At 69.6% G+C, this 13,067-nt stretch carries 14 protein-coding genes; all 14 read right to left on the bottom strand.

What is annotated here, in order from left to right:
* Positions 1 to 12 precede the first annotated feature (12 nt).
* A complete protein-coding gene (locus OG435_RS08895) occupies positions 13 to 1,140 on the bottom strand; it encodes a DnaB-like helicase N-terminal domain-containing protein (RefSeq protein ID WP_266876290.1) in 1,128 nt (375 codons plus the stop codon).
* Positions 1,140 to 2,372: a DNA cytosine methyltransferase gene (locus OG435_RS08890; protein WP_266881579.1), complete on the bottom strand. Its 1,233-nt coding sequence runs from the start codon at positions 2,370 to 2,372 to the stop codon at positions 1,140 to 1,142. Before OG435_RS08890 ends, OG435_RS08895 begins: the two co-directional genes overlap by 1 nt.
* Positions 2,372 to 3,301, bottom strand: a complete 930-nt coding sequence (locus OG435_RS08885; RefSeq protein ID WP_266876289.1) for a hypothetical protein — start codon at positions 3,299 to 3,301, stop codon at positions 2,372 to 2,374. The genes OG435_RS08890 and OG435_RS08885 overlap by 1 nt, the downstream gene beginning before the upstream one ends.
* Before the next feature lie 69 nt (positions 3,302 to 3,370).
* Positions 3,371 to 4,138 (bottom strand): hypothetical protein, encoded by a 768-nt coding sequence (locus OG435_RS08880; protein WP_266876288.1) that lies wholly within the window; start codon positions 4,136 to 4,138, stop codon positions 3,371 to 3,373.
* A 176-nt stretch (positions 4,139 to 4,314) separates the two neighbouring features.
* Positions 4,315 to 4,872, bottom strand: coding sequence for a hypothetical protein (locus tag OG435_RS08875; protein ID WP_266876287.1), 558 nt, complete (start codon positions 4,870 to 4,872; stop codon positions 4,315 to 4,317).
* A 393-nt stretch (positions 4,873 to 5,265) separates the two neighbouring features.
* Entirely contained in the window at positions 5,266 to 5,910 is a 645-nt protein-coding gene (locus OG435_RS08870) for a hypothetical protein (RefSeq protein ID WP_266876285.1), read from the bottom strand.
* Between the two features lie 158 nt (positions 5,911 to 6,068).
* Positions 6,069 to 7,859, bottom strand: a complete 1,791-nt coding sequence (locus tag OG435_RS08865; protein WP_266876284.1) for a type IV secretory system conjugative DNA transfer family protein — start codon at positions 7,857 to 7,859, stop codon at positions 6,069 to 6,071.
* Between the two features lie 23 nt (positions 7,860 to 7,882).
* Positions 7,883 to 8,437 carry a hypothetical protein gene (locus tag OG435_RS08860; RefSeq protein ID WP_266876283.1) on the bottom strand — a complete coding sequence of 185 codons (555 nt, stop codon included), beginning with the start codon at positions 8,435 to 8,437 and terminating at the stop codon, positions 7,883 to 7,885.
* Positions 8,438 to 8,522: 85 nt separating this feature from the next.
* Positions 8,523 to 9,359, bottom strand: a complete 837-nt coding sequence (locus tag OG435_RS08855; protein ID WP_266876282.1) for a DUF317 domain-containing protein — start codon at positions 9,357 to 9,359, stop codon at positions 8,523 to 8,525.
* Positions 9,356 to 9,703, bottom strand: a complete 348-nt coding sequence (locus OG435_RS08850; RefSeq protein ID WP_266876281.1) for a hypothetical protein — start codon at positions 9,701 to 9,703, stop codon at positions 9,356 to 9,358. Before OG435_RS08850 ends, OG435_RS08855 begins: the two co-directional genes overlap by 4 nt.
* 19 nt (positions 9,704 to 9,722) lie before the next feature.
* The gene (locus OG435_RS08845) at positions 9,723 to 10,532 is read right to left on the bottom strand and encodes a DUF317 domain-containing protein (protein ID WP_266876279.1); all 810 of its coding nucleotides are present in this window, start codon (positions 10,530 to 10,532) and stop codon (positions 9,723 to 9,725) included.
* Positions 10,529 to 10,918, bottom strand: coding sequence for a hypothetical protein (locus OG435_RS08840; protein WP_266876278.1), 390 nt, complete (start codon positions 10,916 to 10,918; stop codon positions 10,529 to 10,531). Before OG435_RS08840 ends, OG435_RS08845 begins: the two co-directional genes overlap by 4 nt.
* A gap of 678 nt (positions 10,919 to 11,596) precedes the next feature.
* Complete coding sequence (locus OG435_RS08835) at positions 11,597 to 12,352, bottom strand: hypothetical protein (protein WP_266876276.1); 756 nt, start codon at positions 12,350 to 12,352, stop codon at positions 11,597 to 11,599.
* A 28-nt stretch (positions 12,353 to 12,380) separates the two neighbouring features.
* Positions 12,381 to 13,031 (bottom strand): hypothetical protein, encoded by a 651-nt coding sequence (locus OG435_RS08830; protein ID WP_266876274.1) that lies wholly within the window; start codon positions 13,029 to 13,031, stop codon positions 12,381 to 12,383.
* Between the last annotated feature and the right edge of the window lie 36 nt (positions 13,032 to 13,067).

Raw genomic sequence — 13,067 nt, 5'->3', positions numbered from 1 at the left:
GGTCGGGTGGGTTTATCGGGGGGATCGTGAGGAGGCGGGTGGGAGGCTGGTCCGCTGAGGAGAGGGCCCGGCCCGGGAGGCTGGGACAGGCGGTGTCGGCGGGCGTCCCGCTGGCGTCCGGCCGGTGGCCTGCTGCCAGCGGGCCCGGACCCCGGCGAGGTGGGCGAGGGCCCGGCGACTGCCGGTGATCACTTGGTGAGGGGAGTTCGTCAGGTCCTGGGTGAAGGCCTGGACATGCAGCCCCGTGAGGTGGGCGCGGTGCAGGAGGGAGCGCCGGAGGATCTGCTCGCCCCAGTGCTCTGGGGTTCCTGCCGGGGTGGCCAGCAGCTCCAGGGCTTCCTGCGAGCCGAACGCGGCTGTCAGCAAACCCTGTTGCTGGGCCTCCCAGAGCACGGTCACCTTGTCGACCGGCTCTCCCCGACCGGCCAGGGAGGTCAAACACCGGTACAGCCCGCCGTACAGCACGGTGGTGAAGTCCTCCGGGCGCAGCCACCGCATCGACGCCAGTGCCGCCGGATACGCGGCGGCCGTCGACAGCAGCAGCTGCTCCTCCCCGGCGGCTTCAGTGCCCTCCTGGTGGTTCGGCGGTGCCGGCGGTGGGGTGCGGGGCAGTGAGCCGGGATGGGAGGGGAAGGTGGCGGCCAGATGATCGAGGAGCGCGGTAAGAGCGTCCGCCCGGCGCAGCGTCACGGCGGTGGGGTCGGGGAGCCCGGGGTCGTTCGCCGCCTGGACGAGGAGGCCGGCGTGCATGAGGACGGTTCGTCGGGCGTGGTCGGACCGGACCATCCGCGCGTAGGCGGGGGCGTGAGCGGGATCGGGGCAGGCACCGGCCAGGGCGTGGAGGTAGCTGGGGGTCAGCCCGCGGGCGTGAGGGCGTGCGTGGGCGAGGACGGCTGCGATCCACACCGGTTCCCTGGCATGGAGGTCTGGGGCCGGTGCGGTGAGCGTGGCCATCGCCGCGAAGAGTGCCCGGTGGTTGGCGGAGGCGAAGCGATCGGGGTCGAGGGGGCCGATCGTCTTGATCCGGTGCGGGTCGAGGAGAAGGGCGCCGAGGAGGGCCTGCTCGGCGTAGTGGACAGGTGGATTCGGTGGGATGTCCGCCAGCCCGAAGTCCGGGTCGGGCCGCGGAACGATGGGCATCAGGCAGCCAGGATGAAGTCGGCGCGAGTGAGGCTCTTGCCGAGATGCGGCGCAAGGAGGTGGCCGGTCAGCAGGGGTGGGACAGCGTTGCCTATCTGACTGAACTGGGCTCCCTTCGTGCCGGCCCACGGATAGCCCGCGGGGAAGGTCTGCAGCGCCCCTGCTTCGGCGGCGGTGATCCGGATGGGGTCAGGCGCGGCTGCCTCCCCGCCGGTGGCGGTGTTCGCGGGCTCCGCGACCCACACGCACTCGTTCGCCCGGTGCCCGAAGAACAAGGTCCCGGCCGGCTCGTCGATGGCGCGGATGGTGGCGTTGGCCTGGTTGTTGCTCCGGAGCGACCAGGCCCAGGGGTGCCTCCCGCAGGTACAAGCCGAAGCTTCAGAGCGAGACGGACGCGTTCGCTTCCGCTGGGTGGCGGGGCGCGAGGCGGGAGGCTTCCAGGTGCCGCGGTCGCGGGCGTCGGCCAGGGTCTTGCGGGCCCCGGACGGGAAGGGCTCCGGCCCTCCGCCTGGGCCCCCGCCGGCGCATACCGTCGGGACGGGGCGGTCGGTTGCGCCCCAGCCGAGGGCCTCAGCCATGGACACCCACTTCTCGCGACCCGGGCCGAACAACGACTCGGGCTCGGCAGCCTGCGCGTGGGTCGGCGTCGGCGGTTCGGCCACGCGGGTCCGGGAGGCGATCAGGATCGCCCGCCGCCGGGTCTGGGGCACCCCGTAATCGGCAGCGTTAAGGATTCCGGTCCAGACGGAGAAGCCCCAGCCCCGAAGGATCACGGCGTACTGCCGCCACAGCGGCAGGACGTCCGGGACTTCCTCCATGAGGACCCACTCCGGCTCACCCACCGAGTGCAGGGCGTGGAGGTAGCGCATCGGCTCCGCGGCCAGCAGCGACCTGGGGTCCTTGCAGGCGGCCAAGAGCTGCTCCCGGGTGTCGCGGCCGACAGCGAGGTCGGCGACGGCCTGGTGGACGAGCGGCTGGTCGAGCAGGCCGAGCCTCCTGCCGGCCATCGACCACGCCTGACAGGGTGGGCTCGCCAGGAACCCATCAGTCCGGCCGACCAGAGGCCAGGCCGGGTACATCGCCACATCGGTGCGGATCGTCAACTGGCCAGCGCGGCCACGGGTCTTGCAGGCCCACTCGTCCCATTCCAGGCCGATGTCCCGTACACCGAGAACATGCAGGGCGTGGCTCCAGCCGCCCGGGCCCGCGAACAGGTCGAAGACGTAGCGCATCACGTCGCCAGCCCGAAGTCGTCCTGGACCAGGTCCGTCTCGGCCTCGGAGCCGCGGCAGGCCCAGGGCGAGCAGCCGTTGGAGACCCCTTGTTCCAGCTCATCGAGATCGGTGCTGGTTTCCTGCTGGATGGCAGCCCATTCCGCTGCGGTGACGTGGTCGATCGGAGCTTCACTCAGGGGCACGCGGGAGCGGTGGAGAAATGCCTGCCCGAGCAACTGGTTTCCCGTCGCGTTGGCGCGCGCGTTTCCCTTGCGGATCGCTGCATCGAATTCGACTACGTCTTCCCACTCGGCAGGCGAGGTGTCCCTTATGGTTCTCCACTGCCGATTACCGTGGAAGGGGCAACCCAGGCAACTGGACTTCGGAGTGTCCGCCAGGCCGAGTGAGGTCAGGTACCGAATGCAGTCCGTGCGTGACCAGCCCAGATCGATGAGGGGATGCCGGTTGCGCATGTACTTGACGTCAGCCTCCTTGGCCCGATGGAATTCGTCGGTGGAGATGCCGACCCACTGCTCGACGAACACGCCCTTCGGGACACGAATCGGGTACGGGTAGCCGAGGAGTTCACGCACGGCCTTCTTTATCGGCTTTATCTTATATTCGCCCGTGCATTGGCGTCGAGTCATTCCATTCTTGCCGTCCCTATTGAGAATGTAGAGCGGCATTGAGGCGAACCGGTGATTCGGATCGAGGGCATCCTTGCGAATATTTCCGGAGGAAACACGCACGATGGGGATGTCGGCCGGTTTGGCTACCTCGCGCTCCAGCCGGTCGAGGTGGTCGTACACGGCGCGGGGTTCCCAGCCGGTATCGGCGAAGATCGCGGCGTCGACTCGCGGGAGGGTCCCACTGGCGGAGAGCGCGAGGAGGGCTGAAGACTGGACGCCGGCTCCGAGGGAGAGCAGGCGGTGGCGGGGGATTTCCAAGTAGGGATTCCAAGGTAGTGCGGGCGCCGGATTGCCACGGCGCGCAGGCGGGAGAGGCGGGGCAACGGGTCAGCGGACTCGTGTCGGCGATGGGGTGGACAGCGCGGGCCGAGCGGTGGGGGTGGCTCGGGCAGGGCTCTGGGGGCTGTACCCGAGGAGGGCCGCGACGGACAGTGCGCCACTGAGGGTGAGACGGACACGATCGAGCGGAGGCCCTCCGTCGAAGGCCGGCGGGGCACCGGCGGGCTCGATCGCGATGAGGCCATTGCCTTCCAGGACGCGGAGCGTGCCGATGTCCACGGAGCTGTCGCGGCTGTGTACGTACTCGCGTCCCTGCTGCCGGCCGATCACAACGTGTCCTCGGGCGGTGGCGTGAAGTGCGGTCCGCTCGGCGGGAGTCAGGCCGTCCGCCGTTGTGTTGGTGGAGTTCCTGCGGCGGTGGATTTCCAAGGCGACGGTGCTCGCTGACTCGACGGCCGCAGCTGGAGCCAGAGCCGTCAGCTCCCGGGCCAGCTGGATCTGGCGCTCGATCTCTCCGCCCCGGGACGCCAGCGCCGGCGGCGAAGCCGGCGCGCTGAGCAGTGCCTTGGCTTCGGCGAGGTGACGGACTGCCTGTCCGGTGAGAACGGCGAGTTGCTTGATCCGGACCGCGGCCTCGGTCAGCGCGACGTTCGCGTGTATCGGCTGGTCCGCGATGGCCTGGACAGCCTCCAGGCAGGCGAGCACCAGGATCTGAGCGGAGGCGTGCCCGCGGGCGGCACCGTAGGTCGGCCGGAGCCGGGCCATGTGGTCGTTGTGCTGGGTGAACTGGTCGCCGAGCGCAAGCAGACGCACCACCGGAGAGGGCTCGGCGGGGATGGGCGGAGAGGCAGGGGCCGGCACGGGTAGGGAGGGGGCGGGTTCGGGCGGCGAGGGTGTCTCGGGGAGGGAGAAGAGGACGTCTTCGGTCAAGAGAACTGGCCTTCGGGGGAGGGCCGTCGTCAGGTGGGACGCTCCGCTACGGGGTGATCAAGTCAGCGAGCCGGGGCGGGGCCTGGACGACGTGAGGGGGCGGGGGGTGCCGGCGTGGGCGCGGGTCCGAGATGGTGAAGGAGGCGGTGTCCGTCGTCGGTGAGGTACAGGTGCTGTCCCGTGTGCAGGCTGGTGCTGCGGTCCCGCCCGATGAGGCCTTTCTCAAAGAGGGAGTTCACCGAGCGCAGGGTGATGTTCTCGGGTGATCCGGCAGTCACGGTCGGCTGTTTTCCGGGCCACTGCCAGTACGTGACGGTGCTGGCGTGGACGAGGTGCAGGGCGCGGTGCTGGGGGCCGGTGAGCGTGGTCGTGACAGGAAGCTGAAGTCCCCTGTCGAGAGCTCGTCGCCCCTGCTCGGTGGGGCGCAGCCTCTGCCCGGCGGAGAGGCTGCCGCTGGCATCCAGGCGAATCAGCTGCTTCTCGGTGAGCGAGTCCATCTGGCCGGATACCGGGTCGGGGAGGCCGTCGATGCGGTGGTACTGGGTGGCGATTCCGACGGCGCCGGCGATGCGGGCGGTGATGTCGGCCGAGCGCTGGACGAGCTGACCGAGCGCTTCCACGGCGTGGTGTCCGGACACAGTGGTGTGCGCGTACGGATGCTCGGATACTGCCAGCAGTAGTGCGAGGGCGGTGGCGGAGAGCCCCTGGGCGGTGCCGTACCAGGAGGCGAGTTCTGGGAAAGCCGGGGTTCCAGCGACGGGATGCGCGCTGTCGAGGACCTCACGGAGCGTTCCGTAATCGTGGGACAGGGCACGGAGGCGTTCGATGGCACGAGCGGCTTCGGCAGAGGGTGTATTCAGGACAACTCCAGGGGGCGGAGGAAGGCACGCCTGTGTGCGGATGACGTCGGGTGCCGAGCTGGCCGCGGTGCCCGGGCCACCCAGCGACGGGTGGCCCGAGGCGCGCGGCCAAATTCGACGGCTGCGTGCGCGCGACCCGTAGCGGCGCCGGGGCTACCGGCGGAGGCTCGGCGGCGGTGCAGCCTTCGCAGGGGGCGCGACGGGTAGGGCCGTTACTGCGCTGGCATGGACCGCGATGTTCAGATGCCGTTGATTGCGTGCCTGATCGGCGACGTCCAAGTCCCATGACATGGCATCCGCGGCATTGGTGCAGGTGTCGGCGCTGCGTTCGAGCAGATTGGATCCCTCAGCAAGGTGCCACGCCATCGTGTACTCCGCCTCGAAGTGACGGATAAGGGGGCGGTATCCGTTCGGCCTTGAGAGCGGTGCGGGAGTCTCGGTGTACGGGTTGGCGCTGAGCGCGACGGCCAGGTTGGTGGTAGCCAGCGAGGAGTCGTGGACGAGCCCGGTGACCCTTTCCAGGAAGGAATCCCGACGGGGCATCGACGCGTACTTGCTGCTGTCCAGTACTCCGAGGACCTCGACTGCGTCGGCCGTCAGGGCCACAGCTCTGAGGAGGAGGGGGGTGATTTTGCGCTGGGCGTCGGTATCAACCGTGTAGGAGAGTCCGCGTACCTCGCTGCAGAGCTGCCTGAACACGTCATCCAGGTCTGCCAAGCGCCTGAGAGGCGCGTCGAGATCTTCACAGAGTTGTTCGTACTCCTCCACGGTGAGCTCTCGAAAGGTCTTGATCGGCACGGCGTGATTGTCTTCGTTGATGGGGCCTCCAGGGAGTGAGCGGACCCGGGCTACGGGCGAGTACGGGACGCGTGGGGGAGTTGGGCTGAGGGCATGCCGAGGACTAGGGGCTGGGGGGTGTGGTGAGGACGGACTGGGGCTGGATGCGCCCAGTCGGTTCAGGAGGCGGTTCCGAAGTCGGATTGGCCGGGTGTCACCTTGGCGATGGCTCGGGCTGTGATGGCCTTCGAAGCGCGGGCGGAGGCGGCAGACAGCTCGTCGGCGCCGGGTTCCAGGTACCACGGGCGCATGTCGAGCATCGCGGGGCGCATACCGGTGGCGAAGAGGAGTCCGGACCCCTTGGGGAGGGCACGGATGGCGTCGGCCGGCAGGATCCGCTCCTGCCGCATGGAGACCGACGTGGACTTCCCGGAGTCGGAGGTCGAGGTGGAGGTGGTCTCGACGTCGTGGTCGCCGATCATCCGGGACAGCTTGTCCGCGAAGTCGGGGTCGTCGATGCCACTGCCGATGACCTTGATGGTGGAGGCGCTCCACATGGCGTCCATGCCGGCATCGCCCCAGACGCGCTGGCCCTGCCGGTAGGACTGCAGGATTGTGATGGGGATGATGCCTCGGCTGCCGAGGTGGGAGTACAGATCGGGCAAGTCTGAGATTTTGCAGACATTTGCGGCCTCGTCGAGGACGCAGATCATGGGCGGGTCGAGCCGCCCGCCGGCGCGCTCGGCCTGGGACGTCGCGGTGCGCATCACGGAGTCCGCGCAGGCTGCGATGAGGGCAGAGGCGCCGCCGCCGCCATCCTTGCTGAGGAGGAACAAGGTGTCGGTGCTGGTTACGAAGTCGCGGGGCTTGAACTCGTCCGCGTCCTTCTGCGGGGTGACCCACTTCGCGATGTCGGCGTTGAGGAGGCAGGCGGCGTACTGCCTGCTGGTTTCGAAGATGCCGTCCCGTGTTTCCGGCGGCCCTTCCACGGTGCCCTTGAGCTGGGAGGCGACGGCGGTGAAGCCGTGGTCGCGCAAGAGGTCGAGCGGGGTTCGGTCGGCAGGGAACGCGAGCCAGCTCATGACGTCGGTGATGGGGCGCTGGTCGAGTGCGGCCGCGAGGAACAACTGGCTCAGCACGTTGGAGGCGGCCTTGGACCAGAAGTCGCCCTGCTGGCTGGCATCGACGGCGGCGGTCAGGAAGTGGCCGGCGAGGCGGCCGGCCCCTTCGAGGCTGTCGGCGTCGGCGAGCGGGTTCCACCACATGGTCCGCTCCGCGTGGGCGATCTGCTGCGGGTCCATCGACCAGGTCCGGCCCACCGCGCCGCGGGCGTCGAGGCAACAGGTGTAGGCGTCGCCGGCGGCCTTGTTCGAGGTCAGGAGGACCGGGCCGGGGGCGGCCAGGATCATGGGGATGGCCAGGGTGGTCGTCTTGCCCGACCGGGGTGCCATGATCGCGACGGCCACGTCCTCGAAGTTCATCCGGACCTCGGTACGGCTTCCGGCGATGTTGCCGAGGAGGATTCCGGTGTCCTTGGGCGCGAGGTTCTTGACCTCCTTCAGGCTGGGGCGCAGTGATCGGGCTTTGCCGTTGAGGGACTTGGCAAGAAGTGGTTCGATGTCGCGGGCCTTGGCCATCCCCACGACCTTCTTCTTCGTCCCCCCGCCGGCGCGCTTCTTCCACAGGCTGTGTGCGACGAGTGCGATCGTGGCCAGGAGGACCGCGGGGACGATGAGGCGGCCGATCACCAGGGCGGTGCTGCCGGTGGTGGGCCACAGCCGTTCCGGGTGGAGGAGAGCGTTGGCCGGGTCGTACGCGGCCCAAGCGCCTGCACCGGTCAGCCAGGTGGTGCTGTTGGCGCCCAGCCAGGCGAGGTTGGCCCAGGGGATGGCCACGGCCAGGGTGCCGAGCAGCAGCTTGAAGGACAGGTCGGTGAAGTCGTTGGAGGAGTCGGGTCGGTTGGGTGGCAAGCGGAGGTCCTAGGAGCGTTGGTTCAGGGACGGTTCGGCGGCGCGGCACGGCGGCGGGGAAGTGGGGGCAGTCCGGGAATGCGGGCTACGGGAGCGGTGAGACTGCGCGCGAGAACGTCGATCTGAAGGATCGTTTCTGCATCGCGGGACCAGAGGGACAGGTACGGCCAGGCGGCGTGGTTGCGGCGCTGGAGGGTTGCTTCGTACTCAGTTCGCGTATCGGTGTCGCGGGCGAGGATCTCCTCGCGGTCCACCAGCCACTGGGACTGGAGTTCGTCCAGGCGGCGGGCTGCGTCGCGCAGGCCCGCGCAGACGGCGGCCCAGGAATCGGGTAGGACGTCCGCGGGTAGCCGCGTGGCCTGGATCTCGGCGACGGTGACCAGCTGCGCGGTGCTGTAGGAGATCTTCCGGAACGCCCGCCACGTGGCCGCGTGCGCTGCCGTACTCGCGATCGACGGTTCTTCGGTTCCGTCGCCGGGGTCATCCCGCGCTGTTTGGAGGTGCGCGCGACTGTCGCGTACGTACACGGCCAGTTGCTGGAGGCGTAGCCGGTGGAGTTCGGTGGGGGACAAGGCCAAGGGGAGAGGGCGTCCTTCCAACGGAAGGGGAGTGGGGTTCCCGGAGGGGGCGGGCACGGGTCGGCGCGCCACCCTCCGGGATCAGCTACCGGCTGCGGCCCGTCGCCGCGGCAGTTGCGGCCGGGGCGGGCGAGTGCGGACGGGCGGACGGCGGCTTTGCTGCTCGGGCGAGGGCTCGGGCCCCGGCGCGCGCCGCGTCCAGGCGTGCGCTGTGGGCCTCCACGATCTGGGGCCCGGCGGTGAACATGTCGCCCTCAGTCGCCCGGTAGTGGGCGCCTTGGTCGTGTGAACCTCGGAGCAAGGCGGCCGGGTTGGCGAGCTCCTTGATCAGGCCGGCCATGACGTGCGTTGGGGTGGTTTGGTCAAGGGCGGCAGACCAGACCGTTTCGACCCCGCCGCCGTAGGTCTCCTCGACGGCCTGGATCCTCCACCAGAAGCGGTCGTCGTCTGGCTTGTCCGACCCGAACTGTTGGATCTTCAGTCCCTGGCCGGGTGCTGAGGCCTCGCGCCCGCGAGGTCCGTCGCTGGCATTCCACCCGGCGGCAGCCAGCGTCTCCCATAGGTCTGGTGGAGCGTGCGTGGGGGCTGGTCGGATGAGGGAGTCGGTCAGTCCCGCGATGATCTCGACCGGGGCGTTGCGGGTGAACCCGGCGTGCCAGTAGCCGGGCACGAACATCAGGGCGCTGCCCACCGACCACGCTTGGTGCGGTGAGAAGGGGTCGAGGACGAGACCCAGCGAGCGGTCGGGGCTCGTCAGGGAGACCTGCGGGAGACCGCGGTCACCGTCATGCTTCCAGCCCGCCGCGCGCAGGCTGTGCGTGATGTGCCGGGGGTCTCCTGTACCGGCCAGGTGGCGGGGGCTGACCTCGCAGTGGAACTTGCCCTTCTTGTCTTCGGCGAAGGCTTGCAGGTCCTCGTTCACGGGCTGCTCTGGCCCCGGAAGGGAGTCTTGCGCAGCCGGCTGACGTCGAAGTGAAGGATGGTCCAGTCCTGGATGTCGTTGGCCGCGAGCGTGAGCCAGTGGACGGTGTGTTCGACCTGCGGGCTCCACGGGACGGGTGCCTGCTGGACCAGGTAGCGGGAGGTCGCGCGGAGGGCTTCGGAGAGGCGGACGAGGACTCCGTGATCCTCGTCGAGGAGGACGGCAGCCAGGTCCAGGGCCTGGTCGGGGGCGGGGCCCGATCGCAGATGTGCGGTGAGCTTCAGGAGTGTGTTCGCGGCCTCCTGGAGTTGCTCGGGCGTGATGTCGGTGGTGCTGTCGGGCATGGGCGTCCTAGTGAGGTGGTTAACGGCGGCCGGTTGCGGCACCGCTCCGGGAGGTGTGGGCGCGGGGTGCGGCCTTGCGAGGCTGGCGGGCGGCCCATGCGTTTTTGGCCCAGGTCGCGGAGCGGGCGGCGGTGACGCGCGCCTGCTTCCAGGCGGCGAGATGGGAGGGCAGGACGGACACCGAGGTGGTGCGGATCCTGTCGGTGGCCGGTACGTGACCTCGTGGCCGTATCACGGGCTGGGGGTCGGCGAGGGCGGTGGCGAACTCCTGGACCAGGTGCATCGGGGTGGTCTGGGAGAACACCGCGTCCCAGGCCCGTCCGTGTTCGGTTCGGGCGCCGGCCCACCAGTGCGCCTTGCCCGGCCCGTTCTGGTGGAACTGGATCCAGGCGTCGCCGTCTGGGCTGGTCGCGGTGAAGTGCTTCCCGCGGGCGGTCGCCCAGTTCTGCTCCTCCAACGGCGCCCACACGTTCGGGGCGTGCGCCGGGCGGGGCTGCGTCAGCGCGTCGGTGAGCCCCGCGATGATCTCGACGGGAACGTGCGCGGTGAGGGTCACGTGCCAGGCGTCCTGTTCCGGGGTGGCTCGTCCGGAGACCGTCCAGCCCGGGGGCGTGGCGGCGACGTTGTACCCGATGCGGACGGACTGGTCCGGGCTGTCGAAGACGACCGGAGTGCCGGCGCGGGGCGTCCTGTCGGCCCATCCGCTGGCACGGAGGTATTCGGTGACGTGCCGGATGTCGCCGCCGCCGGCCAGGTGGCGGGGTTCGATGAGGTAGTGCTGCTCAGGGAGCTCGGCCCCCGGTCCCCACCCCTTCCACTGCCGGCTCATCGGCCCCGCCTCGTCAGCGGGGCAGGCGGGGGCGGCGGCAAGGGGGTGGCGGACTTGGCCGGAGCGGGTTCGGAGGCCGGCCACTGGGCGATCTCGGCTTCGGTGCCGAGGAGCTTCTCTGCTTGGCGGAACACTGTGTCGCAGGAGTTGGCGAGGTCTCGCCAGATGTCAGCGTCTTCGACGCCGGCGTCGTGGGAACGCTTGGCCATCCGGCTGACCGCTCCCAGGACGTTGCTGACCTGGTAGAGCAGCCCGTCGTCAATCTCGAAGACGGGGGTCAACAGTGCGGCGGCGTCCTGGGCCGGTGTGCCTTCGTCCAGTTGCTTGGCCAGGGTAGCGAGGGTCGTAATGACGTCGTGGAGGTCTCGCACGGTGACGTTGAACAAGCGGCCTCCTTTCAGGCATCGGGGTGTACGGGGTGCTGTACGGGGTGCTCTCCGGGACTGCAGCGCGGGGCGCGGCGGCGGCTCCCGCCGCCTGCGCCGAGGGGGGTCTTCGCCGTTCTCGGGGTGGGGCGGCGGTCGCTGCCGAAGGTGCAGTCCTTCAGGTAGCGGCGGATGAGGAGGAAGGCGAGCCGGGGTCTGCGCCGGACGGAGATCGGAGGAGGCAGGACGGGGTTGGGCGTTGAGGTGATCGGGTCTCCAGCGACGTCAGGAACGCCGACGTGGGGCGGAGCCCGGCGCGGGGAGGCCGTAGGGCGGATGCGGCACTGGGCTATTCCGGTTGGTCATGGCCTCGGAGTAGGTCGCCTCGTCGAAGAGTTCGGGGGCGATATTGACCCGGTAACCGGCCTTCGTCCCGGCGGCCATGGCGCGGGTCGCGTGCTGCCTTTCCTCTTCAGAGCTGATGGTGTCGGGGAGTCGGTGCCACACGTAGAGGGGCGGCAGGATATTCCGCTCGAAGCCCTGGGCATCCAGCAGCTTCAGCAGGCGCTCGGGGGCCCCCGTGCGGGTATCGGCGTAGACGGCCTTGTCGGAGTAATGCCGGTAGATCTCAAGGTCGGTGCCGAATTCGTCAGCGTGGTTCAGGGTGGGCAGTCCTCTCGGGCGCAGTGTTGAACGAGGTCACCGGCTGCGGGCAGGGGCACCTTGGCTGTGGGCGACTGGCCGGGCTGGTTTGGAGATGAGCGGGGGCCGGACGACGACACCGATGCCCAGGCGGTCCAGGCGCTGGGAGACGAGGTGGATGCGGGTGATCTGTTCGCGGTCGCCGTACTGCGACGGGGGCAGCACGAACATCCGGTCGTAGGGGTGGTAACTGAAGCCGGACCGGTACAGGGCTTCGCCGGCGCCATCGGCTCCCGACACCGCGCCTACGGCTCCGTCGGGGTACCAGGCCATGCTGACCCGCCCGGCGAGGACGGGCGGCGCCGGACGCCGGGGGATGGGGTGCTCCAAATTGTGCTGGACCTGCTGCAGAGCCGCCTCGTACCGGGGCAGGAGCCGGCGGCCGATCTGGGAGGCCGCGCGGACAGGGTCCGCGGGGATGGTGATGCCGTTGGGCTCGGCGACCTTGTGGAAGGCGTCAGGAACGGCGTCCGGAACCATCGGTCCGATCATGAACTGGCGGGCCCGCATCGGCCGGTCGAAGGCCAGCAGGCGGGCTCCGTCGGCACGGCTGAGGACCGCTTGGTGGGCTAGGACGAAGTTGGAAGCGGCGTATCCGATGGCACCGACGTCCCAGAGCTCGGCGGTCGCAGGAATCTGATCGGAATACGAGGCGTGGCGGGTGTACGTGCTGGTCCAGGTCGCGCCGGGCAGGCGGGCGGCGAGGGAGGCGGCGAAGACGGCGAGGTCATCGCGCCGATGGGACGAGGGCATGGGGAACCTTGCGGGTGATGGGGGAAGTTCAGCGCCCGCGGCGTACGGCGGGAGCCGGGGGAGGGGGCGGTGGGCAGGAGCAGATGACGGATGCTTCGCGCTCGGTGCTCTCGACTCCGGTGCAGGCCGGACGAAGAGGGTGCGCGGTATGCCGGTCCGCGAGAGCGTTGCGGTACGCGGAGATCTCGATGCTGACCACCGCGATCTTCTCCGCGAGGCCGCGGATCCGGGCGGCGTGATGAGGGTCGGCGTCTTCACCGAGGCCGCCGACGAACTCCGCTGCGGCTTCGAGGACCTCGACAGCTGCCGGCAGGACACCGTCGCCGGGCGCCACCAGCTCGGTCAGAACGGCGGTGGCATCCTCACTGTGCTCGGCGGCCCGGATCCTCTGGGCCAGGTTCGCGACCTGTCCGCCAAGCGTCAGGTCGTGGAACGCCATCTGGGTAGCGGCGAAAGCGGGATCGTGCTGGACGGCGTAACCGGCCGCCTTCAGCAGCGCGACTGCCCGTCGGGGCAGATGGAGCTGTTCGTCTCCGTCGAGGGCGTAGGGGAGACGGTGGTAGCGGTCATGAGCGCGGGCGACGACGATGAACCCTGCGCGTTGCAGGATCGACTCGGCTTCCTCGTCCCCGCCACGGGCGATGATCTCGTCGGAGTGCGGATCGCGGGAGATGTGCACGGCGCGGTCGGATAGGGCTATGGCTGGCTCCAGTTG

The sequence above is a fragment of the Streptomyces sp. NBC_01264 genome (assembly GCF_026340675.1).
Taxonomy (GTDB): domain Bacteria; phylum Actinomycetota; class Actinomycetes; order Streptomycetales; family Streptomycetaceae; genus Streptomyces.
The sequence above is the reverse complement of the archived record's forward strand: the minus strand, read 5'-3'. Positions and strand labels throughout refer to the sequence as shown.